Origin of the sequence: Comamonas kerstersii (genome assembly GCF_008801935.1) — a bacterium.
Lineage (GTDB): Bacteria > Pseudomonadota > Gammaproteobacteria > Burkholderiales > Burkholderiaceae_C > Comamonas > Comamonas kerstersii.
The window spans coordinates 62,064-84,213 of the sequence record NZ_VZOT01000006.1; the positions used below are offsets into that span (position 1 = coordinate 62,064).

Sequence of the window (22,150 nt, forward strand, 5' to 3'; positions counted from 1 at the left end):
CGGTCAGGAAAAAAGAGGTTGCATACAGGCCGCAGCCTTCACAGCTGCGGCTCCAGATCGTTCAAGGCCACATGCAGGCGTTCAATGCGCGCCAGCCGCTCCTGCGTGGCGTTGCGCAGCTGCTGCGCCAGCGTGGCGGCCAGAAAGTTCACCAGGCTGACGCCACAGACATAGGAATCAAACAGGCCCTGCTGGCTGCTGGCACCGCAGCGCAGCACCACCTGCGCCTGCATGGCCAGTGCAGATACGGGCGCATCGGTCAGCACCACGGTCTGGGCACCCACGGTGCGTGCTGCTGCCAGCACCTGCGGCAGGCGTGTGCTGCGGCGGCGAAAGTCCACGGCCAGCACCACATCCTTGTCGCTGGCGCAGGCCAGCAGATCCGCCTCGCGCCCGGCCGCGTCGTTGAGCGTGAGCACCTCAGGCCGCACCTGGGCCAGCAGCGACTGCGCATAGAACGCCGTCAGGTGGCTGTGGCGATAGCCCACCACCCAGACCTTGCGTGCCTTGCGCAGCAGGGCCAGTGCGGCTTCCAGCTGTGCCTGGGGCACGGCTTCTGACCATTCCTGCAGGCGTGCGGCATCCAGCTGCAGATGCGCCTGAAACTGCTGACCCACGCTGTCGCTGCTGCGCTTGCCCTGCATGCGGGCTAGCGGTGACTGCTGCTCCTGTGCCTGGCGCAGCGCATGGCGAAACTCGTCATACCCGGCGTAACCCAGACTGCGGAAAAAACGGGCTGCGCTGGACTTGGATGTGCCAGCCAGATGGGCCAGCTCCGTGGCCGAGTAGCCCAGCAGCTCGCGCTGGCGTGCCAGCACGACGTCGGCAATCTTTCGCTCTGCATCAGACAGCGCGCCATAGACATGGCGGATGCGTGATTCCAGCGTGGTGGCAGTGGCGGTGTGCGTCATACAAAAGGCCTTGTGTCTCCAACGTGGTGCGCCGCACCAACATGGAGACGGTCTGCACCAACTTATGAAACTTTTGTGCCAGTTTCTTGAAATGCTGGCACTTTGGTTTCATGTTCAGCACCTGGAATGCAAAAGCAATGCCTGTTTGCACGCATTGCCCCCTTCCTTGTGAATCAAGGCTTTGTCACCGTTTTTGTATACAGCTGTGCAGCCAGCACCCACGCGCTGAAACAGCCCAGCACCACCGCTGAAACTCAGATTTCAAAAAGCTGGCACGGTCTGTGCTCAGAGCACTCCATCTGAAATTTTTTGTTCCACGGAGTGTTCAACATGTCCCTGACCCGCCGCCTTTTTGCCGTCAGCGCCGTTGCTGTGACTGCCCTGACCGTTGCTTCCGGTGCCTACGCCCAGGAAGACAAGTCCCTGCAAAACATTCTGGACAAGAAGTCCATCGCACTGGGCATTCCTACCGACTACCCACCGTATGGCTACATGGGCCCTGACTTCAAGCCCACCGGCATGGACGTGGCCGTGGCGCAGCTGATTGCCGACAAGCTGGGCGTGAAGGCCGAGCTGGTGCCCGTGAGTACCCCCAACCGCATTCCCTACCTGCAGTCCAAGAAGATTGATCTGATCGTCTCCTCCCTGGGCAAGAACGAAGAGCGCGCCAAGGTGATCGACTTCACCGTGGCCTATGCCCCCTTCTTCCAGGCCGTGTTCGGCCCCAAGGACGTGGAGATCAAGAGCTTTGAGGATCTGGGCGGCAAGACCCTGTCCGTGACACGCGGCACCATCCAGGACGATGCCCTGCAGGAGCTGGCCCCCAAGACACTGAAGATTCAGCGCTTTGAAGACGACAACTCCACCATGGCGGCCTTCATGAGCCAGCAGACCCAGTTTGTGGCCGTGGGTGCTGCCGTAGCCGCTGCTGCGCTCCAGAAGAACCCCAAGGTGCAGGCGGAGTACAAGCTGCTGATCAAGGATTCGCCCAACTACATCGGTGTGCGCAAGGGTGAAACCGAGCTGCTGAACAAGGTCAACGACATCCTGCGCACCGCCAAGACCGACGGGACCATTGAAGCCTATTCGCAGAAGTGGCTGGGTCGCGGTGCGGGCAACCTGCCTGACTGATCCATCGCTGCGCCGTCACCCCTGACTACGCTGCCGCACCGGGGATGACACAGCTGCGAACCTGAACGCGCAGGCACGGACTGCCTGCGCCCCAGTGGGTGCAAGGCCCACACCGTTTTCCGGATTCCGTTTTCACAAGAGTTGCCCATGACCATGGATTTCTTACCAGTGCTGGCCAATTGGCCAATGCTGCTCAAAGGGCTGCTGCTCACCCTTGTGCTCACCGCCTTTGCACTGCCCATGGGCGTGATGCTTGGCATTGCCTGCGCCTGGGCCCGCCTGCATGCCGGGCTGGCGGTGCGCACGCTGGTCGCCACCTATGTGGAGGTGTTTCGCAACACCCCGTTCATCATCCAGCTGTTTTTTCTGTTCTTCGGCCTGCCCTCCATGGGCGTGCGCCTGTCGCCAGAGACCGCCAGCATTCTGGCCATGACGCTGAACCTGGGCGCCTATGCCTGCGAGCAGATCCGCGCTGGCATTGAAGCCACGCCGCGCGGCCAGCTGGAAGCGGCCATGAGCCTGGCCCTGAACCGCTGGCAGACCTTTACCCGTGTGGTGCTCCCCCCTTCGCTGGGCCGCGTGTGGCCCGCGCTGACCGGCCAGATGATCATCGTGATGCTGGGCTCTGCCGTGTGCAGCCAGATCTCGACCGAAGAGCTGTCCTACGCCGCCAATCTGATCTCCAGCCGCACCTTCCGCAGCTTTGAAAGCTACATCGTCGTCACGCTGGTGTACCTGATGCTGGCCGTGCTGCTGCGCCAGTTCCTGGTGTGGATCGGCCCCCGCTTTATCTTTGGCCGCCGCCGCGCCTGACCCGGAGAGACACCATGGTTGAATTCACCTTCTGGGACATTGCCTACCAACTGCTGCTGGCCCTGCGCTGGACGGTAGCGCTGTCCGTCATCGCCTTTGTCTGCGGCGCACTGCTGGGTCTGGGTCTGCTGGTGCTGCGCCTGTCCAAGCTGCCCGGCGCCACCCGCTGTGTGAGCCTGTATGTGCAGATCTTTCAGGGCACGCCGCTGCTGATGCAGATCTTTCTGACCTACTTTGGTCTGGCGCTGATCGGTATCGACACCTCGCCCCTGCTGGCTGCCAGCGTCTGCCTGACGCTGTACTCCGCCGCCTATCTGAGTGACATCTGGCGCGGCTGCGTGGAATCCGTGCCCCGTGGCCAGTGGGAAGCCTCGGCCAGCCTGGCCATGAGCTTTACCGAGCAGCTGCGCCACGTCATCCTGCCGCAGGCCATGCGTCTGAGCATTGCGCCCACCGCCGGTTTTGTGGTGCAGATCATCAAGGGCACAGCACTGACCAGCGTGATTGGTTTTATCGAAATCACCAAGGCTGGCCAGCTGATTGCCAACGCCACGTTTGAGCCCTTCCTGGTCTACGGCTGCGTAGCCGCCCTGTACTTTGCCCTGTGCTTTCCGCTGTCGCTGTGGAGCCAGCGCCTGGAGCGCCGCCTGCCCCCCCAACGTTCCTGAATCTGAGACCTATGACTGCACCTGTTTCCTCCCCTCCCATCCTGCCACTGGTCGATATCCGTGGTCTGCGCAAACGCTACGGCAGCAATGAAGTGCTCAAGGGCGTAGACCTGCAGATCCAGCGCGGCGAAGTGGTCTCCATCATCGGCAAGAGCGGCTCCGGCAAGAGCACGCTGCTGCGCTGCATCAACGGCCTGGAAGTCTTTCAGGAAGGCCAGCTGACGGTGCACGGCCAGCCCCTGCAGGCCGACAACCCGCAGGCCATGCGCGAGCTGCGCAAGAACGTGGGCATGATCTTCCAGAGTTTCAACCTGTTTCCGCACCTGTCGGTCGGCCGCAATGTGATGCTGGCCCCCACGCTGGTCATGGACCAGCCCAAGGACGTGGCACGCAGCAATGCCGAGCGCCTGCTGGCGCGTGTGGGTCTGGCAGAAAAGTTTGATGCCATGCCCGACCAGCTCTCGGGCGGGCAGCAGCAGCGCGTGGCCATTGCCCGTGCACTGGCCATGGACCCGGAAATTCTGCTGTGTGACGAAGTGACCTCGGCACTCGACCCCGAGCTGGTCGGCGAAGTGCTCAGCGTGGTGGAAAGCCTGGCCGAGCAGGGCATGACCCTGGTCATGGTCACGCATGAAATGAACTTTGCACGCAAGGTGAGCGACCAGGTCGTCTTTATGCACCAGGGCAAGGTGCATGAAATGGGCCCTCCCGAGGAACTGTTTGGCAACCCCAGGACACCGGAGCTGCGGCAGTTTCTGGGCATGAACACGCATTAAAAGCGTGTCAACAAACGCTTAAAACTCCTAAAAACAAAGCGGCTAGCGCTTGTGTTTGCTTGATTTCAGATACAAAACCATCTGAAACCCGCAAATATTCAGCGCTAGCCGCTTCAGTTTTTGAAAAGTTCTTTACGCCGCGCGTGCGTAGGTCGAGGTAAACGATGCCTTGGCAATGGTGTTGGCGTTGATCATGAAGCCGCCCACTGCCGTGGTCGCGTCTTCGGGAATATCGAGCCTGTCCACCGACAGCGCATGCACCGTGAAGATGTAGCGGTGGGGTTTGTCACCCGGTGGCGGGCACATGCCACCCCAGGCGTAGATGCCATAGTCATTGCGCATCTGGCGTGCGCCGTCGGGCAGGTTGGCGCCGCTCTTGTCTCCGGCGTTGGCCTTAAGTTCTGTGACACTGGCGGGAATATTGATCACCATCCAGTGCCACCAGCCCGAGCCCGTCGGTGCATCGGGGTCATACACGGTCACGGCAAAGCTCTTGGTGCCTTCGGGTGCGCCGCTCCACTGCAGCACGGGCGACTGGTTGGCACCGCCGCAGCCGAACATGTCGGACTCAAACACGGGGGCGATGCTGCCGTCTGCGGGAATGTCGGGGCTGGTCAGTTGAAAGCTGCTCATGTCTCTGTGGCTCCTTATCACATCAGTCATCAGACCCGCAAAGTATGCCCTGCCGCTCGGCCCCTGCAAGCCATGGCATGCACAAAGCAGCTACTGCGGCGATACTTGCCCCCATGCCCGGGCACTGCTCCCGGCCCATTTTGACAACGCTTTTCTGTACTGCCATGCGCCTGCTGCTTGCCCTGCTTCTGCCGTTTTCCGTGTTCTTCACCATTGGCCGCCCCTTTGCCGGGCTGCTGTGCCTGATTTTGCAGATCACCCTGATTGGCTGGGTGCCTGCTGCCATCTGGGCCGTCTATGCGTTGAGCCAGTACAAGACCGACCAGAAGATCCAGCGTGCACTGGGCGATCGCCAGTAAGCACAGCCCATGAAAAAAAGGAGCGCCAAGGCGCTCCTTTTTGTTGCTCCGACTGCTGCGCAGCGCTTACAGCTCACCATAGCTGTGCAGGCCAGACAGGAACATATTCACGCCCAGGAAGGCAAAGGTGGTGATGGCCAGACCCACCAGCGCCCACCATGCCGATACCGTGCCGCGCAGGCCCTTCATCAGGCGCATGTGCAGCCAGGCAGCGTAGTTCAGCCAGACGATGAGTGCCCAGGTTTCCTTGGGGTCCCAGCTCCAGTAGCCGCCCCAGGCTTCTGCGGCCCACAGCGCCCCCAGCACGGTGGCAATGGTGAAGAAGGCAAAGCCCACGGCGATGGACTTGTACATCACATCGTCCAGAATTTCATAGCTGGGCAGACGTGATGCAATCTGTTTGCGTGCTGCCAGAATGGCTGCCACGATCAGGGCAGAAATGCCAAAGTACACAATCCAGTAGCTGCCACCCGTTTCCTGGCTCTGGCGGAAAGCCAGCGGCTCAAAGCACAGGGCCACGCCCAGCAGCCACAGCGGTGCCAGCTTGTACCACCGCGTCTCCTGCGCCTGTTGCTTGATCAGATAGGCAAAGGCCACCATGGCCGCCAGCGCAAAAGTGCCATAGCCAATAAAGTTGGCCGGCACGTGCAGCTTCATCCACCAGCTTTGCAGTGCAGGCACCAGGGGCTGGATTTCATGCGCCTCACGCACCACGGTGTACCAGAGCAGAAAGCCCACGGCAGCGCTGACCACCAGCATCACAAAACCACCCAGCGCGCGGGTCTTGTACTGCGCTTCGTAGTAGAGGTAGAACAGCGATGTCATCCAGATGAACATCACAAACACCTCGTACAGATTGCTCACTGGAATGTGGCCAATGTCTGGCCCCAGCAGATAGCTCTCATACCAGCGCACCATGGTGCCCACCAGGGCCAGCGTCACTGCCATCCAGACCATGCGCGAACCGATCTTGCTGAAGCTGTCACGCTCGCCCTTGGCAAACAGGCCAATCCAGTAAAACACCGTAGCCATGAAGCACAGCATGCTCATCCACAGGATGGCTGACTGGCTGGACAGAAAATATTTGAGGCCAAAGACCGTGTCTGAACGGTCAATCTGCGCCACACCATCTGGCCCCTGATACAGCCAGATCGCCAGCAGCGACAGCGCTGCCACGGCCAGCATCAGCTTTTGCAGCGGCCGCCAGAACCAGCCCAGCCAGATCATGCAGGGCACCGTGCCCACCAGAATGGCCTGTTCGTAGCCATCCATGGCATAGCTGTAGCGCTGGAAGGCAAAGCCCCCGCCCGCAATCACCAGCACGGCAAACAGCCAGTCCAGCCAGTTGCGGCGTGCAAAAAAGCCCTCATTCAAGGTGATGGTGGAAGTAGTCGTACTACTCATACAGAACGCTCCGTGGGGGGATGCTCGTTGCCGGGGGCGCGGAGCAGCTTTTCTTGCAATTGCTCAAATTCTCGGTCAGTGTCCATGATCTTGCGGTTGGAAGACAGCGCCATCGTGGCCTGTGCCTTGCCATCTTGCGCTGCCACCCAGACCCACAGACGGCGGTCACGCACATACAGCATGGCAAACACGCCAATGATCAGGAACAGACAGCCCAGATACACAATGTATTTCCCCGGAGCACGCGCTACCTGGAACACGCTGGCCTGCACCTGGGTAAAGTCTTGCAGCATGAAAGCCATGGGCGCTGGGTAGAACTGCGCATCGCTGAGCGCAAAGACGGACTGCGTCATGAAAGCCAGGGTCTGCGGGCCAGCTTCCATAGCGGGCAGTCCGGCTTTTTCACGGCTGAGCTGTGCCAGGTCATACAGCACGCCATTCAGAATGCGTAGCAGCACTTCGCTGGCGCGTTCACGCTCGGCCTCCGGCACACTGGACTCAATAAACTGCGCCACGGCCTGCAGGCCACCATCAGGCTTGCCACCGTCGATGGCCAACGTAGTCCCTGCAAACAGGTTCACTACGCGCAGTGCAGACTGCGCCAGTGCTTCGCGCAGGTCTGCGCGGTCTTCCTGCACCGCCTGCTTGGCATAGCGACGCACGGCTTCTTCACGCATGGCGGGGTCCATCAGCGCAGCGCGCAGACGCATAAAGCCTTGCATGCTGCCCTGCTCATCGGCTGGCAGACGCAGGTAGCGGAAAGGCTCGGCCTGTGTCTCACGCACGCCCAGCAGGAAGACAGCGCCACCGTCGCCCAGGTCCACAGGGCTCATGTAGTTCTGGTATTCACGCGCCTGGCCCGAAGCATCACGCAGCTTGTAGCCAATGCTGGGGCCGATATTGCGCAAGTCCTTGCCACCTGTAGTCTTGTGACCAGCACCCAGGCGCGACTCAATGGAACTGCGCAGATCTACCTTGCGCACATCCACGGCGGTATCACCCGGTGTTTTCTGCGAACCGAAGTTTTCGACGTTGATGGTGCGCAGTTCGGTAAATTCCAGCGTCAGCGCATCTTCGGGCTTGCTGGAGCCTGCACGCAGCAGCTGGGTGCTGGTGCCAATATGACCATCCACCTCAAACCCCTCTCCGCCCAGCGTGAACGGCACGGCCTGCAGCTTCACGCGTGAGCCACCATCGTCAAAGCTGGACTGGTAGATCTCCATGCCGCGGTAGCTGGCGGGATGGTTGACCTCAATACGCTTTTCGATCTGCTCGCCAGTTTCCTTGTCGTGGATGATGATGTCGCTGGCAAACAGCTTGGGCATACCCGTGTCGTAGTACTCGACAATGAACTTCTTCAGCTCTACCGAGAAAGGCAGCGGCTGCAGCAGCACGCCATCCGACTGGTTCAGAATGGCCGTGTCAGCCTGCGTGCCCTCAGCCACCATCAGATTGCCTCGGAAGGTGGGGTTGCGCATGGACAGGCGGTGCTGCTCAGGCACGTCCGAGATGCGGCCTACGCCGGTGTATGGCGTCTTGTCACCAAACCACATCTGCGCACGCACCACCATGTCACCATCGAGCAGGCCACCAATACAGATCAGCACAATCGCCGTGTGGGCAGCGATGTAACCCAGCTTGTTGGCTGCACCCGCCTTGGCCGCGAGCATATAGCCCTTGCCCTGAGGCAAGGCACGCTCCTGCAGCTTGACCTTCCAGCCACTGCGCGCCAGCACGCCGCCGATGCGCTGCGCTGCCGCCTCTGGCGCCTCATTCAGTTCAGCCTGCGCCTTGTGGTGAAAGGCCTGCAGGCTCTGGACGCGGATGTTTTCCTTGTAATTGCGCAGGTCTGCCAGGTACTTGGGTGTATGGCGCAGCAGACACAGACTGGTGCTGAGCACCAGAAATGCCAGGATCAGCAGGAACCACCAGGCGCTGTAGACCGCATTGAGCTTGAGCGCCAGAAACAGCTCCGCCCAGAAAGGTCCGAACTGGTTAACGTAATTGACCGCAGGTTCGTGCTGCTTGAGGACCGTGCCGACCACCGAAGCAATACAGATCACGGTGAGCAAGGCAATTGCAAAACGCATGGATGCCAGCAGTTCCATGACTGCACGTACATGCTGTGGGCGGTCGTGCGGGGCAGGCTGGTCAGAAGATGAATCAGACATGGAAGAAAACACCGGAACCCGGATAGCAAAAGGCGGGGCCATCGTACACGATGGCCCCGCCCTGAATGAGAGTCGTTGTGCGCGGCAAGTTCCCGCTCAAACCGTCATCTGTTTGATTTAGCGCAAGCCGGCAATATAGTCAGCCACCGCCTTGATCTCGCGATCCGTCATCTTGGCGGCGACATCACGCATCTGCACGCTGTTGTTACGGCTGCCATCGCGGAAAGTGTTGAGCTGCTTGATGGTGTAGTCCGCATGCTGACCCGCCAGACGTGGGTACTGCGAGGGAATACCGGCACCATTGGGGCTGTGGCAGCTGGCGCAGGCAGCAATATTGCGGTCTGCAATGCCACCACGGTAGATGCGCTCACCCAGCTGCACCAGTTCCTTGTCGGTGGCATAACCAGGCTGCGCCTTCTGCTGTGCCAGCCACGCAGAGATGTTGTTCATCTCTTCGTCGGACAGCATCATGGCAAAGCCCTTCATCACAGGATCTGCACGCTTGTCGTCCTTGAAATCGTGCAATTGCTTGATCAAATACTCAGGATGTTGTTGTGCCAATTTGGGATTGATGACAATCTGTGAATTGCCATCCACTCCATGACATGCTGCGCAGACAGCCTCATAGCTGGCCTGGCCCTGAACGAGGTCAGCCTTAGCAGGGGTTTCACCCGCAGCAATTGCCGGGAAAACGGGTGCTGCCAGCGCGGCAGCCGTCATCAAAGAGGCGAGCAACTTCATATTGTGGGTCTGGTTATGTCCGCAAAACCGCCAGATTCTACAATGAGGCCTTCACGCTTAATACTCCCCCATGACGACCAACTCTTCTACATTTGCTGCGGGTCAAACTTCCCTCATTGATCCCAAAATCGCAATGGGCTGGATGCATACTGCGCGGTTCCTCACCACAGCTGCCCAGCTGGACCAACTGCCCAAGGTGGACGTGCCCGAAATCGCTTTCGTGGGCCGCTCCAACGCTGGCAAGTCCACCTCCATCAACACCTTGACGCAGCAAAAGCAGTTGGCCTTTGCCTCCAAGAAACCCGGCCGCACCCAGCACATCAACCTGTTTGCGCTGGGCAAGCAGGGCGTGACGGATGCCGTGCTGGCAGACCTGCCAGGCTACGGCTATGCCGCAGTTTCACACTCGGACAAGGAGCGCTGGCAGCGCGTGATGCTCAACTACCTGCTGCAGCGCGAAAGCCTCACCGCTGTGGTGCTGCTGTGCGACCCACGCCTGGGCCTGACTGAACTGGACGAAGCCCTGCTGCACGCCCTGCGCCCCCGCGTAGAAAAGGGACTGAAGTTCCTCGTGCTGCTGACCAAGGCGGACAAGCTCACGCGCTCCGAGCAGGCCAAGATTCTGTCCATCACCAAGCTCAATGCAGCAGGTGGTGAAGTGCGCATGTTCTCTGCTCTGAAGAAGCAGGGCGTCAACGAAGTGGCGCAGCTGCTGTGGCACTGGAGCCATCCTGAAGGTCTGCCTCCTGTGTTGGAAGCAGTCCCCACACCCCGCACCCAAGGCTGACCGCAACTCCCAACCAATAAAGCCAGTCATTGACTGGCTTTATTTTTAATAGCTGCCAGCGCTTGCTACATCAGCGCTAGCGGTCATTTTTTATACAAAGACTCCTGCCCATCAGGCCGTGTCTTGAAACGCCGGTGCACCCAGTAGTACTGCGGAATCATGGTGCGAATCGCAGCTTCCAGTTCACGGTTCATGCGCGCTGTGTCGGCCACATGGTCTTCGGTAGGGAAGTTGTCCCAGGCAGGCGTCATCTCCGCCACATAGCCATCAGGCGTCATGCGGTTGTACAGCCCGACCACCTTGGCCTTGCCCAGGCGCGCAAAGCGCGACAGTGAAGGAATGGTGGCCGTCTCCGGCACGGCAAAGAACGGCACGAAGACGGAGTCGTTCTTGCCATAGTCCATGTCCGGCAGCAGATACAGCAGACCGCCTTTGCGCAGCGTGGAGATGATGGGCTTGACCCCATCGGCACGGTTGAGCATGCGCACCTTGCCAAAGCGCTGGCGGCCAGCCATGAACCAGGCATCCAGCACCGGATCAGGATTGGTCGCAAAGATGGAGGTGAACTCGCGCTCGGTGTGCAGGGGCAGGGCCAGACCTCCAGCATCCATGCTGTAGAAGTGTGGCGCAAACACAATCGTGGGTGTGTCGCCATCCAGCTCATGCACGGCTCCCGTGAGCTTGACGCGGCTGCGCACCAGCGCCTCCGAGCCAAACCACAGCCAGCTGCGGTCCAGAAAGGTCTGGCAGAACACGACAATGCTTTCCTTGGCGAGCGCCTTGCGCTCGGCATCGGTCTTTTCAGGGAAGCACAGTTCCAGATTGCGCAGCGCTACCTTGCGGCGCGGCGCTGCCACCACATACAGCACATTGCCCACGACGCGCCCCAGCCCGCGCAGCACAGGCAGCGGCAGCTTGGCCAGCACATGCATCAGGCCCACGCCCAGTTTGCTCCAGCTCATTGCGCACCGCCTTCTGCATCGGCGCTCACTGCGGCTTCACGGCGGGGCTGCTTGTAGCGGCCATAGCCCCAGAGGTATTGCTCGGGGCATTGACGAATCGTATGTTCCATAGCCTGGTTGATCTGCACCACGGCCGTATCCAGATCACTGGACAACTGTGCAGGCAAAGCTTCAAAAAAGAGTTCATAGCCACGACCTGCAGGCAGGCGCACACAGCGCACCAGAATAACCGTAGCCCCGGTCTGCAGCGCCAGCCGCGCCGCCAGGGTCATGGAGTAGGCGTCTTTGCCAAAAAATGGCGCCCACTGGCCCTGCCCGTGGGGCGGCACCTGGTCAGGCAGCAGGCCCACAGCCTGCCCCTTGCGCAAGGCCTTGATCATCTGTCGCACACCAGCCAGCGTGGTGGGTACGGCCTGAATGCCGCTGCGGTTGCGCGCGGTGAGCATCATCTCAGCCAGCCAAGCCTGCTTGGCCGGGCGGTACAAGATGGTGATAGGGCCATGCTCGGCCGACCACAGATTGGCCGCACCCTGCACCGACAGCTCAAAACAGCCCAGATGCGGCGTCAGAAACAGAATGCCCTTGCCTTTGGCCCAGCCCTGCTCCACACACTCCGTGCCATGCACGGCATTGACGGCTGTGTCCTTGAGCCACAGGCGTGGCAGCTCTGCCACCATGCGACCGGCATGCGCAATCGCGGGGCGCACCTGTGCAAAGCGGTAGCCCGCCTGCGTGCTGTTGGCTGCAAAGCGTTTCCTGTAGGTGGGCGAGCACAGCCACGCAATCCAGCCCATGGCAGCACCCAACAAGTGCGCCAGGGGTAAAGGCACTACTGAAAGAAATCGAAAAAGGCTTGGCATTACAATAGAGGACTGTCGCCGAGTTAACAGAGCAACTTGCAGGGCGACATAAAACAAGACTGCTAAAGCGTTCGCCCCGACTCATCCAGCCGCGGCAACGCGTTTGCTGATCACAGGAGTTTATTCAATGGCGAACGACTTTCTCTTCACCTCAGAGTCGGTCTCTGAAGGCCACCCCGACAAGGTAGCGGACCAGATTTCCGATGCAATTCTGGACGCTATTTTCGCCCAAGACCCACACAGCCGCGTGGCAGCCGAAACACTGACCAATACCGGTCTGGTGGTATTGGCGGGTGAAATCACCACCGGTGCCAACGTCGACTACATCCAGGTCGCACGCGACACCATCAAGCGCATTGGCTACGACAACACCGAATACGGCATCGACTACAAGGGCTGCGCCGTGCTCGTGGCCTATGACAAGCAAAGCCAGGACATTGCCCAGGGCGTGGATCGCGCCAGCGACGACGAACTGAACATCGGCGCTGGAGACCAGGGTCTGATGTTTGGCTATGCCTGCGACGAAACCCCCGAGCTGATGCCTGCGCCTATCTACTACGCACACCGCCTGGTGGAGCGTCAGGCCCAGCTGCGCAAGGATGGCCGCCTGCCTTTCCTGCGCCCTGATGCCAAGTCGCAAGTGACCATGCGCTATGTGAATGGCAAGCCCCACAGCATCGACACCGTGGTGCTGTCTACCCAGCACAGCCCCGACCAGTCCGAGTCGGCCACCAAGATGAAGGCATCGTTCACCGAAGCCATCATTGAGGAAATCATCAAGCCCGTGCTGCCCAAAGAGTGGCTGCAGGACACCAAGTATCTGATCAACCCCACAGGCCGTTTCGTGGTGGGTGGCCCCCAGGGCGACTGCGGTCTGACCGGCCGCAAGATCATTGTGGACACCTACGGCGGTGCCTGCCCCCACGGCGGCGGCGCGTTCTCGGGTAAAGATCCAACCAAGGTGGACCGCTCCGCGGCCTACGCTGCACGCTATGTGGCCAAGAACGTAGTGGCAGCCGGTTTGGCACGCCAGTGCCAGGTGCAGGTGGCCTACGCAATTGGCGTGGCACGCCCCATGAACATCACCGTCTACACCGAAGGTACGGGCGTGATTCCGGATGAGCAGATCGCCAAGCTGGTGGCAGAGCACTTTGACCTGCGTCCACGCGGCATCATCGAGATGCTGGACCTGCGCCGCCCCATCTACAGCAAGACCGCTGCCTACGGCCACTTCGGCCGCGAAGAGCCCGAGTTCACTTGGGAACGAACAGATAAGGCTGCGGCATTGCGTGCCGCAGCGGGTTTGAAGTAATTCAAACCACCGCGCAATCAGCGCGGTATCTGTTCGTGGGCGAAGCTCATATGGCTTAGCCATGTGAGCGCAGACCAAAAGACGGACAAGGCCGCTGTGCTGCGCACAGCTGCAGGCTTGAAGTAATTCAAGGCTCCACCCATCTGCCCTAGCCCACTTCGCGTGGGCTTTTTTACGTCTGCAGCGCAGGTGGCACTCCTACATGTTCGGCACACAGCAGCCGACGAACGGCTTGATGCATTGCTTTTATCGTGAAGCTACTGGCCTTAGGGCTCTACCAGACAGGAGCGCATCACATGCTGAAGTACGCCATCATTTTTGCCATCATTTCTCTGGTGGCGGGTCTGTTCGGTTTCACCGGAATTGCAGCAGGCGCTGCAGGCATTGCCAAGATTCTGTTCTTCATCTTCCTGGTCATCGCCGTCATCTTTATCGTGCTGGCAGCACTGGGTGTGGGTGCTGCACGCAAGATGATGAAATAGGACACATGCACACCGGAGTGCATGACAGGGCTGCGCTTGCAGCCCTTTTGTACTTTTAGGCCGTACCGCGTCTGCAAGCGCCTAAACTGCTTGCTATTGCTTTGTACCGTTTGACGCGCCATGAGCCTTCTTCGCCAACTGCTGCTGATCGACCCGCAAAACGATTTCTGCGATCTGCCTGCCAGTGCCTGCCCCGCCCAGCTGTGCCCCAGCCTGCCCGTGCCCGGAGCACATGCCGACATGCAGCGTCTGTCCGCATGGCTGCGCGCGCAGGGCAGCCAGATTGACCACATCACCGTCACGCTGGACTCGCACCAGGTGTTTGACATTGCCCACCCCGCGTTCTGGCAGCAGGCCGATGGCAGCGATGTCTCCCCTTTTACCGCCATCACCGCCGCCCAGGTGCGTGCTGGTCAGTTCCAGCCACGCCAGCCTGCGCATCTGGAACGAACGCTCGCCTACCTGGATGCACTGGAAGCCCGTGGCCGCTACACACTGATGGTCTGGCCCGTGCACTGCGAAATTGGCAGCTGGGGCCATGGTGTGCATGCCGATGTGCTGGCTGCCTGCGCGGACTGGCAAACCGCCCGGCAACGTGCCGTCTGCAATGCCTTCAAAGGCATGAATCCCTGGACGGAGCACTACAGCGCCCTCGAAGCCGAAGTGCCCGACCCCGCTGCCCCCGAGACCTGTCTGAACCAGGCCCTGCTGCACAGCTTGCTGCAGGCCGAGCAGCTGATCGTGGGGGGCGAAGCCAGCAGCCACTGCGTGCGCTCCACCGTCGAGCACCTGCTGGAGCACGCGCCCGCCGGGTTTGCCCAGCGCGTGGTGCTGCTGACCGATGCCATGAGCCCCGTCCACGGCTTTGCGGCTGAGCATGCTGCCTTCCTGCAGCGCATGCAGGCCGCTGGCGTGCAGCTGTCCACCACCGCAGACCTGCGCCTGTAAACCTTTGCTGGACGACTGCCCCATGCCCATCATTCGCAGCCTGCTCGATACCGATCTCTACAAATTCACCATGTGGCAGGCCATGCTGCACCGCCACCCCACCACGCTGGCGGAGTACCGCTTTGCCTGCCGCAATGCCACGGCCTACCCGCTGGCGGAGCTGGAGGCCGAAGTCAATGCCGAGCTGGACCACCTGTGCAGCCTGCGCTTTAGCAAGGACGAGCTCGACTACCTCAGCAGCCTGCGCTACATCAAGAGCGATTTCGTTGACTTTCTGCGCCTGTTCCAGTTCCAGCGCGACTTTGTTCGGGTTGCAGCCACGCCCGAAGGCGGCCTGAGCATTGAAGCCCACGGCCCCCAGGTGCATGTCATGGGCTTTGAAATCCATGTGCTGGCCATCGTCAACGAGCTGTACTTCCGCCGCCTGCAGACCGCGGACACCCTCCCTGAAGGCCGCCGACGCCTGCAGGCCAAGATGGAGCGCCTGCGTGCCGTCAAGGACGAGCCCGTACTGGCCCACCCGTTTGAGCTGTCCGACTTTGGCCTGCGCCGCCGCTTTTCTGAAGCCTGGCACCGCGAAGTCGTCGCCACCATGACGTGCGAAGTGCCACAGTGGTTCAAGGGAACGTCCAGCGTGCTGCTGGCCAAGGAGCTGGACATCGTGCCCATTGGCACCATGGCCCATGAGTACATGCAAAGCTTTCAGTCTCAGGGCGTGCGCCTGCGCGACTTTCAGAAAGCCGCGCTCGAAGACTGGGTGCAGGAATACCGGGGCGACCTAGGTATTGCACTCACCGACACCGTCGGCATGCGCGCCTTCCTCGAAGACTTTGACCTGTACTTTGCGAAACTGTTCGACGGCCTGCGCCACGACTCGGGCGACCCTTTTGCCTGGGGCGAGCAGGCCATTGCCCACTACCGCAAGCTGCGCATCAACCCGCACACCAAACGGCTGGTGTTCTCAGACGGCCTGAATCTGGAGCGTGCCCTGGCACTGTGGCGCCACTTTGCGCCCCATATCCAGCTGGGCTTTGGCATTGGCACCAATCTGACCAACGATGTGGGGCTGACGCCGCTGAACATCGTCATGAAACTGGTGCGCGCCAACGGCCAGCCCGTGGCCAAGATCTCGGACACACCCGGCAAAACCATGTGCGAAGATGAAACCTATCTGGCCTATCTGCGCCAGGTGTTTCAGATTGCCGAGCCGGACCAAGACCAATAAAACCATAGCTGCCAGCGCTTGATTTACCTGAATTTCAAATACAAAACTATTTGAAAACCTTTATTTACAAGCGCTAGCAGCTATTCTTTTTAAAAGATGCATAGTTCTTCTGTTCCTCACACTGCAGTGCTGATCGGGCGCTTTCAGCCCTTCCACCTGGGCCATCTGGCGCTGCTGCAGCAGGCTCTGCAGGCCGCAGCGCAAGTGGTCGTCGTGCTGGGCAGCGCCTACCAGGCGCGCAGCCCCAAGAACCCCTTCACCTGGCCGGAGCGCAAGACCCTGATCCTTGGCAGCCTGCCCGCTGCGGATGCTGCCCGCGTGCGCTGCGTGCCCGTGCGTGACTACTACGACGAGCCGCACTGGGTGCAGGCCGTGATTGCAGCCGTGCACACAGAAGTCCCCGCCGGAGCACGCATTGCGCTTGTGGGCCACTTCAAGGACGCCACCAGCAGCTATCTGGCACGCTTTCCGGACTGGGAGCTGCTGAGCCTGCCCCGCCAGGGCGCGTTTGACGGCACACCCACGCGAGAGATCTACTGGAACCTGCAGGACCTGCCGCACGACCAGATGTGGGAACAACTCGCCCCGCTGCTACCCGCTTCCACGGCACAGTGGCTGCGCCAGTGGCAAACCACGCCCGACTACGCTGCCATGCGCGCCGAATGGCGCATGATTGCTGGTTACAAGTCTGCCTGGGCCAGTGCGCCCTACCCGCCGGTGTTTGTCACCGTCGATGGCCTGCTGGTCTGCCACGGCCATGTGCTGCTGATCCAGCGCGGCCATGCACCCGGCAAAGGCCTGTGGGCGCTGCCCGGCGGCTTTGTGGAGCCCCGCGATACGCTGTGGCAGTCCTGCCTGCGCGAGCTTGACGAAGAAACCGGCCTGCCACTGGCTGCCGCTGACATGCAGGCCGCCTTGCAGGGCTGCGAAGTGTTTGACCACCCGGACCGCAGCCTGCGCGGGCGCACCATCACCCATGTGTTTGTCTTTCACCTGCCCGGGTATGCCCTGCCCGCCGTGCAAGGCGGTGACGATGCGGCTGCGGCCCGCTGGGTACCGGTGAGCGAACTGGCTGCCATGGAAAGCCAGATGTTTGAAGACCATTTCCACGTGCTGCGCCGCTGCTTTGCACGTTTTGGCGCAGGCCCTGAGCCTGCGTTGCCCTGATCCACCCCTTGCCTGAGATTGCCATGTCTGCCCTGACCATCCGCCCCGCCACGATTGAAGATACCGACCTGATCCTGCACTTTGTGCGCGAGCTGGCCATCTACGAAAAAGCCGAGCACGAAGTGCTGGCCACACCCGCCCATGTGCACCGCACGCTGTTTTGCGACAACCCCAAGGTCTTTGGCCTGATCTGCCTGGATGGCGACACGCCCGTGGGCTTTGCCGTGTACTTCTTCAACTACTCCACCTGGCAGGGCCGCCTGGGCCTGTATCTGGAAGATCTGTACGTCTCGCCCGAGCACCGCGGCAAGGGCGCAGGCAAGGCGCTGCTGAGCCACCTGGCCAAAATCGCGGTAGACAATGACTGCGGCCGCTTTGAGTGGAGCGTGCTGGACTGGAACACCCCGTCCATCGAGTTCTATGACAGCCTGGGCGCCAAGCCCCAGTCCGAGTGGATTCGCTACCGCATGACCGGCGACGCCCTGCAGAACCTGTCGGCGCAGTGCACAACAAAGTAACCACTCACATATTCAAAAACCAAGTCCACACCGCTGGATGCTGATCCTGCAAGACGGCTTGGCACAGGGCTCCTTCGGGAGCCTTTTTCACAGGTTCACCCCCGGTTTACAAAATTCCGAGAGCACCCACCTCTTGAAAGCAAAAATTTTTACCTTATTATTAGCACTCGACGGGCTTGAGTGCTAACAGCACCTGAGCTCGCAGCATTTACAGCCATTCTGCACATGCAGGGTGGCCTTGGTTTCACCTTGTTGATTGATATCTAGGAGATGTTATGAATCTGCGTCCTTTGCACGACCGCGTGATCGTCAAGCGCCTTGAGAACGAAACAAAGACAGCTTCGGGCATCTATATCCCTGACAACGCTGCTGAAAAGCCTGACCAGGGCGAAGTGTTGGCTGTTGGCCCCGGCAAGCGCAACGACAAGGGCGAGCACATTGCTCTGAACGTGAAGGTTGGCGACCGCGTGCTGTTCGGCAAGTACTCTGGCCAGACCGTGAAGGTCGATGGCGAAGAACTGCTGGTGATGAAGGAAGACGACCTGTTTGCCGTCGTCGAAAAGTAAATCAAGACTTTTCACCCATCCCACTTTTTGAACTGAATTCGGAGATTTGAAATGGCAGCTAAAGACGTAGTATTCGGCGGCGAAGCACGCGCCCGCATGGTTGAAGGCGTGAACATTCTGGCCAACGCCGTGAAGGTAACTCTGGGTCCCAAGGGCCGTAACGTGGTGCTGGAGCGCTCCTTCGGCGCCCCCACCGTGACCAAGGACGGTGTATCCGTGGCCAAGGAAGTGGAACTGAAGGACAAGCTGCAGAACATGGGTGCTCAGCTGGTCAAGGAAGTGGCTTCCAAGACCAACGACATCGCTGGTGACGGTACCACCACCGCTACCGTGCTGGCCCAGGCCATCGTGCGCGAAGGCTCCAAGTACGTGGCCGCTGGTCTGAACCCCATGGACCTGAAGCGTGGTATCGACAAGGCTGTGGCTGCCCTGGTGGAGCAACTGAAGGCCCAGTCCAAGGCTACAACCACTTCCAAGGAAATCGCCCAGGTGGGTACGATCTCCGCCAACTCCGACTCCGACGTGGGTGAAATCATCGCCCAGGCCATGGACAAAGTCGGCAAGGAAGGCGTGATCACCGTGGAAGAAGGCAAGAGCCTGGCCAACGAACTGGATGTCGTGGAAGGCATGCAGTTTGACCGCGGCTACCTGTCGCCCTACTTCATCAACAACCCTGAAAAGCAAGCTGCAATTCTGGACAACCCCTTCGTGCTGCTGTTCGACAAGAAGATCAGCAACATCCGTGACCTGCTGCCTACCCTGGAGCAAGTGGCCAAGGCTGGCCGTCCTCTGCTGATCATTGCAGAAGACGTGGAAGGCGAAGCACTGGCTACCCTGGTGGTGAACACCATCCGTGGCGTGCTGAAGGTTGTGGCTGTGAAGGCACCTGGCTTTGGCGATCGTCGCAAGGCCATGCTGGAAGACATCGCTATCCTGACTGGCGGTAAGGTCATCGCTGAAGAAGTGGGCCTGACACTGGACAAGGTAACGCTGGAAGACCTGGGCCAGGCTGCTCGCGTGGAAATCGGCAAGGAAAACACCACCATCATCGACGGTGCTGGCAAGGCTGAAGAAATCGAAGCCCGCGTCAAGCAAATCCGCATCCAGATCGAAGAAGCCACTTCCGACTACGACCGCGAAAAGCTGCAAGAGCGCGTGGCCAAGCTGGCCGGCGGTGTTGCCGTGATCAAGGTGGGTGCTGCTACCGAAGTCGAAATGAAGGAAAAGAAGGCACGCGTGGAAGACGCGCTGCATGCTACCCGCGCTGCCGTGGAAGAAGGTATCGTGGCTGGTGGCGGTGTGGCTCTGCTGCGCGCCAAGCAAGCTGTGGGCGATAAGCTCAAGGGTGACAACGTTGACCAGGACGCCGGTATCAAGCTGGTGCTGAAGGCCATCGAAGCACCTCTGCGCGAAATCGTAGCCAACGCTGGTGGCGAGCCATCCGTGGTGGTGAACGCTGTGCTGAACGGCTCTGGCAACTACGGTTTCAACGCTTCCAACGACACCTACGGCGACATGCTGGAAATGGGTATCCTGGACCCCACCAAGGTGACTCGTACAGCCCTGCAGAACGCTGCTTCCGTAGCTTCCCTGCTGCTGACCACCGAGTGCATGATTGCTGAAGCTCCTAAGGCTGAAGCTGCTGCACCTGACATGGGTGGCATGGGCGGTATGGGTGGCATGGGCGGCATGGGCATGTAATCGCCTGGCTGCTGACCGAAGCCTGCAAGGCTTCGGTGGCTGCACTACACAACAAAAGGTCGCGCAAGCGGCCTTTTGTTTTTTCTGCGTTTACTTCAGAGGAATCGGCGTGCTGCGCGGCACGGGAACCGCCGCCACACTGTTCTGGGGTGAACCTTCAATCACGCGGTCTGAATACGTCAGATACACCAGCGTATTGCGGCTGCTGTCCACCATGCGCACCACGCGCAGTCGCTTGAAAAGCAGTGAGGTACGCTCGGTAAACACTTCTTCCTGCTGCTTGATAGGCCCCGCAAAGCTGATGGCGCCCGTGGCCTGGCAGCTGATGGAAGCTTCCGACTTGTCCTCGGCCAGTCCCAGCGCTCCCTTGACGCCTCCCGTCTTGGCACGCGAGACATAGCAGGTCACGCCTGCAACCTTGGGGTCGTCATAGGCATCGACCACGATCTTGTGGTCCGGGCCAATCCACTTGAACACGGTATCGACCGAGCCAATGGTTTCAGATCCTGCGGTGGCATAGCCGCAGCCCAGCAGCAAAGCGGCGCTGGTCAGCCAGAGTGTGCGTACTTTCATGCGCACAAGCATACGTGTATCTGGCGTGCATGGCTGCAGGCAGATGTGCCACCAAGCCTGCCTGCTTTGTAAACAACTGCTGCAGGCTCCGGGCGACAGACTGACAATCACTCCCATGCTTTTTTCATGGCTGCATGCCCTGATGCTGCACCACCCAGCCCGCATGCCCAGTGGCTCCTGCCGCTTGCGCCACTTTGACGGTGGTTTCCATTCTCATGCCCTCACCTACTCCCAAGGCACAGCCCACCGTACTGGCTGCGCCTGCTCTGCTATTGATGGCGCTGGCCTGTGGTCTGTGCGCTGGCGGCAATTATTTCAACCAGGCCCTGCTGCACTCCATTGCCCTGCACTTTGATGTGGACGATGCCGCAGCAGGCCTGTCTGTCACCGTGGCCCAGGTGGCCTATGCCGTGGGCCTGCTGTTCATCACCCCGCTGGGCGACAAGTTCGAGCGCCGCCGCATGGCTGTGGTGCTGATGCTGCTGGCTGCAGCTGGACACGCACTGGTGGGATGGAGCCAGAGCTTTGCCATGTTCATGGCGGGCACACTCATAGCAGGCCTGTTCTCTGTGGCTGCTCAGGTGCTGGTGCCCATGGCAGCTGCGCTGGCAGCGCCGGGGCATGCCGGGCGCAATGTGGGGCTGGTGCTCAGCGGCTTGCTGGTGGGCATTTTGCTTTCGCGCAGCGTGGCAGGAGGTCTGTCTGCCATTGGCGGCTGGAGTCTGGTCTACCAGGTCACTGCCGTGGCCATGGTGCTGATGGCGCTGTGGCTGCGCCGCGCCCTGCCCACCTCACGCCATCCACAGCCCATGCCGTACACGCAGGTGCTCAGATCCATGGGGCAGCTGCTACGTACCCAGCCTGCGCTGCGCCTGCGCACGACCGCCAGCGCACTGGCGTTCGCCTCTGTGAGCGTGATGTTTGCCACCATGGCACTGGTGCTCTCCAGCGCCCCCTTGCATTTGAGCGATGCACAGATTGGTCTGGTGGGGCTGGCAGGAGTGACCGGCGCCTTGATTGCCAATATGGCAGGCAGTTGGGCTGACAAGGGCAAAGGCAATGCCTTGCTGCGCCTGGGGGCTGTGACTTTGCTGCTGTCGTGGTGGCTGCTGTGGCAGGGGCAGAGCAGCGTGTGGTGGTTTGTGGCCGGGGTATTGGTGATGGACCTGGGCCTGCAGGCCATCAATGTGACCAACCAGTCCAGTGTGGCCAGCCTGCTGCCAGAGGCCCGCAGCCGCATGAATGCCGTCTATATGACGGGCTACTTTGCAGGTGCATCCGCAGGTTCTGCGCTGGGTGTCTGGGCATGGAATCTGGCAGGCTGGCAAGGCGCCTGCAGCGTAGGTGCGGGTCTGGCCTTGTTGGCTGCCATCAGCGTGTGGTGCGGCGTGCGCTGGAACAAAAAGCAGCAAAGCGCTGCCGTTCAGACAGCTTGAAAAGCG

General features: G+C 60.5%; 23 protein-coding genes. 15 read left to right on the forward strand and 8 right to left on the reverse strand.

Annotated elements, in window-relative coordinates; all coding sequences use genetic code 11:
- Window positions 1-38: 38 nt before the first annotated feature.
- Window positions 39-911 (reverse strand): MurR/RpiR family transcriptional regulator, encoded by an 873-nt coding sequence (locus F7P80_RS10580; RefSeq protein ID WP_054065195.1) that lies wholly within the window; start codon window positions 909-911, stop codon window positions 39-41.
- Between the two features lie 330 nt (window positions 912-1,241).
- Here F7P80_RS10580 and F7P80_RS10585 point away from each other — a divergent pair, with 330 nt between their 5' ends.
- From F7P80_RS10585 to F7P80_RS10600, 4 genes are all read left to right on the forward strand, one after another.
- Window positions 1,242-2,042 carry a transporter substrate-binding domain-containing protein gene (locus F7P80_RS10585; protein WP_054065194.1) on the forward strand — a complete coding sequence of 267 codons (801 nt, stop codon included), beginning with the start codon at window positions 1,242-1,244 and terminating at the stop codon, window positions 2,040-2,042.
- A gap of 147 nt (window positions 2,043-2,189) precedes the next feature.
- Complete coding sequence (locus tag F7P80_RS10590) at window positions 2,190-2,855, forward strand: amino acid ABC transporter permease (protein WP_054065193.1); 666 nt, start codon at window positions 2,190-2,192, stop codon at window positions 2,853-2,855.
- A 14-nt stretch (window positions 2,856-2,869) separates the two neighbouring features.
- Window positions 2,870-3,523 carry an amino acid ABC transporter permease gene (locus F7P80_RS10595; protein WP_151044643.1) on the forward strand — a complete coding sequence of 218 codons (654 nt, stop codon included), beginning with the start codon at window positions 2,870-2,872 and terminating at the stop codon, window positions 3,521-3,523.
- Window positions 3,524-3,534: 11 nt separating this feature from the next.
- Entirely contained in the window at window positions 3,535-4,299 is a 765-nt protein-coding gene (locus F7P80_RS10600; RefSeq protein WP_077344488.1) for an amino acid ABC transporter ATP-binding protein, read from the forward strand.
- A gap of 132 nt (window positions 4,300-4,431) precedes the next feature.
- On the opposite strand, the gene F7P80_RS10605 is transcribed toward F7P80_RS10600, so the two are convergent.
- Window positions 4,432-4,932, reverse strand: coding sequence for a YbhB/YbcL family Raf kinase inhibitor-like protein (locus F7P80_RS10605; RefSeq protein WP_054065190.1), 501 nt, complete (start codon window positions 4,930-4,932; stop codon window positions 4,432-4,434).
- Between the two features lie 164 nt (window positions 4,933-5,096).
- Between F7P80_RS10605 and F7P80_RS10610 the strand changes: the two genes are divergently transcribed.
- Window positions 5,097-5,291, forward strand: coding sequence for a YqaE/Pmp3 family membrane protein (locus tag F7P80_RS10610; protein ID WP_054065189.1), 195 nt, complete (start codon window positions 5,097-5,099; stop codon window positions 5,289-5,291).
- A 66-nt stretch (window positions 5,292-5,357) separates the two neighbouring features.
- On the opposite strand, the gene ccsB is transcribed toward F7P80_RS10610, so the two are convergent.
- The 3 genes from ccsB to F7P80_RS10625 form a co-directional block, all read right to left on the reverse strand.
- Window positions 5,358-6,695 carry a c-type cytochrome biogenesis protein CcsB gene (gene ccsB / locus F7P80_RS10615; RefSeq protein ID WP_151044645.1) on the reverse strand — a complete coding sequence of 446 codons (1,338 nt, stop codon included), beginning with the start codon at window positions 6,693-6,695 and terminating at the stop codon, window positions 5,358-5,360.
- On the reverse strand, window positions 6,692-8,866 hold the full coding sequence (locus tag F7P80_RS10620; protein ID WP_151044647.1) for a cytochrome c biogenesis protein ResB: 2,175 nt from the start codon (window positions 8,864-8,866) through the stop codon (window positions 6,692-6,694). Before F7P80_RS10620 ends, ccsB begins: the two co-directional genes overlap by 4 nt.
- Window positions 8,867-8,983: 117 nt before the next feature.
- Window positions 8,984-9,607: a c-type cytochrome gene (locus F7P80_RS10625; RefSeq protein WP_054065186.1), complete on the reverse strand. Its 624-nt coding sequence runs from the start codon at window positions 9,605-9,607 to the stop codon at window positions 8,984-8,986.
- A gap of 70 nt (window positions 9,608-9,677) precedes the next feature.
- Between F7P80_RS10625 and yihA the strand changes: the two genes are divergently transcribed.
- On the forward strand, window positions 9,678-10,394 hold the full coding sequence (gene yihA, locus F7P80_RS10630) for a ribosome biogenesis GTP-binding protein YihA/YsxC (protein WP_054065185.1): 717 nt from the start codon (window positions 9,678-9,680) through the stop codon (window positions 10,392-10,394).
- Window positions 10,395-10,477: 83 nt separating this feature from the next.
- Here the strand turns inward: yihA and F7P80_RS10635 are convergent, their stop codons facing one another.
- The gene (locus tag F7P80_RS10635) at window positions 10,478-11,356 is read right to left on the reverse strand and encodes a lysophospholipid acyltransferase family protein (protein ID WP_151044649.1); all 879 of its coding nucleotides are present in this window, start codon (window positions 11,354-11,356) and stop codon (window positions 10,478-10,480) included.
- The gene (locus F7P80_RS10640; RefSeq protein ID WP_058879528.1) at window positions 11,353-12,216 is read right to left on the reverse strand and encodes a lysophospholipid acyltransferase family protein; all 864 of its coding nucleotides are present in this window, start codon (window positions 12,214-12,216) and stop codon (window positions 11,353-11,355) included. The genes F7P80_RS10635 and F7P80_RS10640 overlap by 4 nt, the downstream gene beginning before the upstream one ends.
- A gap of 127 nt (window positions 12,217-12,343) precedes the next feature.
- Here F7P80_RS10640 and metK point away from each other — a divergent pair, with 127 nt between their 5' ends.
- From metK to groL, 8 genes are all read left to right on the forward strand, one after another.
- Window positions 12,344-13,528: a methionine adenosyltransferase gene (metK, locus tag F7P80_RS10645; RefSeq protein ID WP_054065182.1), complete on the forward strand. Its 1,185-nt coding sequence runs from the start codon at window positions 12,344-12,346 to the stop codon at window positions 13,526-13,528.
- Between the two features lie 296 nt (window positions 13,529-13,824).
- On the forward strand, window positions 13,825-14,010 hold the full coding sequence (locus F7P80_RS10650) for a DUF1328 domain-containing protein (protein ID WP_054065213.1): 186 nt from the start codon (window positions 13,825-13,827) through the stop codon (window positions 14,008-14,010).
- Between the two features lie 120 nt (window positions 14,011-14,130).
- Window positions 14,131-14,958, forward strand: coding sequence for a cysteine hydrolase family protein (locus F7P80_RS10655; protein WP_151044651.1), 828 nt, complete (start codon window positions 14,131-14,133; stop codon window positions 14,956-14,958).
- Window positions 14,959-14,980: 22 nt separating this feature from the next.
- Entirely contained in the window at window positions 14,981-16,183 is a 1,203-nt protein-coding gene (gene pncB, locus F7P80_RS10660) for a nicotinate phosphoribosyltransferase (protein WP_058879560.1), read from the forward strand.
- A gap of 96 nt (window positions 16,184-16,279) precedes the next feature.
- Entirely contained in the window at window positions 16,280-17,350 is a 1,071-nt protein-coding gene (locus F7P80_RS10665) for a bifunctional nicotinamide-nucleotide adenylyltransferase/Nudix hydroxylase (RefSeq protein WP_151044653.1), read from the forward strand.
- A 23-nt stretch (window positions 17,351-17,373) separates the two neighbouring features.
- Window positions 17,374-17,868 carry a GNAT family N-acetyltransferase gene (locus tag F7P80_RS10670; protein ID WP_151044655.1) on the forward strand — a complete coding sequence of 165 codons (495 nt, stop codon included), beginning with the start codon at window positions 17,374-17,376 and terminating at the stop codon, window positions 17,866-17,868.
- A 275-nt stretch (window positions 17,869-18,143) separates the two neighbouring features.
- The gene (gene groES / locus F7P80_RS10675) at window positions 18,144-18,434 is read left to right on the forward strand and encodes a co-chaperone GroES (protein ID WP_054065179.1); all 291 of its coding nucleotides are present in this window, start codon (window positions 18,144-18,146) and stop codon (window positions 18,432-18,434) included.
- 51 nt (window positions 18,435-18,485) lie between these two features.
- On the forward strand, window positions 18,486-20,135 hold the full coding sequence (groL, locus tag F7P80_RS10680) for a chaperonin GroEL (RefSeq protein WP_058879530.1): 1,650 nt from the start codon (window positions 18,486-18,488) through the stop codon (window positions 20,133-20,135).
- 90 nt (window positions 20,136-20,225) lie between these two features.
- On the opposite strand, the gene F7P80_RS10685 is transcribed toward groL, so the two are convergent.
- A complete protein-coding gene (locus tag F7P80_RS10685; protein ID WP_054065177.1) occupies window positions 20,226-20,708 on the reverse strand; it encodes a CreA family protein in 483 nt (160 codons plus the stop codon).
- Window positions 20,709-20,923: 215 nt separating this feature from the next.
- On the opposite strand from F7P80_RS10685, the gene F7P80_RS10690 reads away from it, so the two are divergent.
- Window positions 20,924-22,144: an MFS transporter gene (locus F7P80_RS10690; RefSeq protein ID WP_054065176.1), complete on the forward strand. Its 1,221-nt coding sequence runs from the start codon at window positions 20,924-20,926 to the stop codon at window positions 22,142-22,144.
- The last annotated feature ends 6 nt before the right edge of the window (window positions 22,145-22,150 follow it).

Excerpts from the sequence above, each read along its gene's own strand:
- F7P80_RS10610 (WP_054065189.1), top strand. The coding sequence starts at position 5,097 with ATGCGCCTGCTGCTTGCCCTGCTTCTGCCGTTTTCCGTGTTCTTCACC.
- F7P80_RS10665 (WP_151044653.1), top strand. The coding sequence starts at position 16,280 with ATGCATAGTTCTTCTGTTCCTCACACTGCAGTGCTGATCGGGCGCTTT.
- F7P80_RS10625 (WP_054065186.1), bottom strand. The coding sequence starts at position 9,607 with ATGAAGTTGCTCGCCTCTTTGATGACGGCTGCCGCGCTGGCAGCACCC.
- yihA (WP_054065185.1), top strand. The coding sequence starts at position 9,678 with ATGACGACCAACTCTTCTACATTTGCTGCGGGTCAAACTTCCCTCATT.
- F7P80_RS10580 (WP_054065195.1), bottom strand. The coding sequence starts at position 911 with ATGACGCACACCGCCACTGCCACCACGCTGGAATCACGCATCCGCCAT.
- pncB (WP_058879560.1), top strand. The coding sequence starts at position 14,981 with ATGCCCATCATTCGCAGCCTGCTCGATACCGATCTCTACAAATTCACC.
- F7P80_RS10605 (WP_054065190.1), bottom strand. The coding sequence starts at position 4,932 with ATGAGCAGCTTTCAACTGACCAGCCCCGACATTCCCGCAGACGGCAGC.
- metK (WP_054065182.1), top strand. The coding sequence starts at position 12,344 with ATGGCGAACGACTTTCTCTTCACCTCAGAGTCGGTCTCTGAAGGCCAC.
- F7P80_RS10670 (WP_151044655.1), top strand. The coding sequence starts at position 17,374 with ATGTCTGCCCTGACCATCCGCCCCGCCACGATTGAAGATACCGACCTG.
- F7P80_RS10595 (WP_151044643.1), top strand. The coding sequence starts at position 2,870 with ATGGTTGAATTCACCTTCTGGGACATTGCCTACCAACTGCTGCTGGCC.
- F7P80_RS10600 (WP_077344488.1), top strand. The coding sequence starts at position 3,535 with ATGACTGCACCTGTTTCCTCCCCTCCCATCCTGCCACTGGTCGATATC.
- F7P80_RS10650 (WP_054065213.1), top strand. The coding sequence starts at position 13,825 with ATGCTGAAGTACGCCATCATTTTTGCCATCATTTCTCTGGTGGCGGGT.
- F7P80_RS10585 (WP_054065194.1), top strand. The coding sequence starts at position 1,242 with ATGTCCCTGACCCGCCGCCTTTTTGCCGTCAGCGCCGTTGCTGTGACT.
- F7P80_RS10685 (WP_054065177.1), bottom strand. The coding sequence starts at position 20,708 with ATGAAAGTACGCACACTCTGGCTGACCAGCGCCGCTTTGCTGCTGGGC.
- groES (WP_054065179.1), top strand. The coding sequence starts at position 18,144 with ATGAATCTGCGTCCTTTGCACGACCGCGTGATCGTCAAGCGCCTTGAG.
- F7P80_RS10590 (WP_054065193.1), top strand. The coding sequence starts at position 2,190 with ATGACCATGGATTTCTTACCAGTGCTGGCCAATTGGCCAATGCTGCTC.
- ccsB (WP_151044645.1), bottom strand. The coding sequence starts at position 6,695 with ATGAGTAGTACGACTACTTCCACCATCACCTTGAATGAGGGCTTTTTT.
- F7P80_RS10635 (WP_151044649.1), bottom strand. The coding sequence starts at position 11,356 with ATGAGCTGGAGCAAACTGGGCGTGGGCCTGATGCATGTGCTGGCCAAG.
- groL (WP_058879530.1), top strand. The coding sequence starts at position 18,486 with ATGGCAGCTAAAGACGTAGTATTCGGCGGCGAAGCACGCGCCCGCATG.
- F7P80_RS10640 (WP_058879528.1), bottom strand. The coding sequence starts at position 12,216 with ATGCCAAGCCTTTTTCGATTTCTTTCAGTAGTGCCTTTACCCCTGGCG.
- F7P80_RS10620 (WP_151044647.1), bottom strand. The coding sequence starts at position 8,866 with ATGTCTGATTCATCTTCTGACCAGCCTGCCCCGCACGACCGCCCACAG.
- F7P80_RS10655 (WP_151044651.1), top strand. The coding sequence starts at position 14,131 with ATGAGCCTTCTTCGCCAACTGCTGCTGATCGACCCGCAAAACGATTTC.
- F7P80_RS10690 (WP_054065176.1), top strand. The coding sequence starts at position 20,924 with ATGCCCTCACCTACTCCCAAGGCACAGCCCACCGTACTGGCTGCGCCT.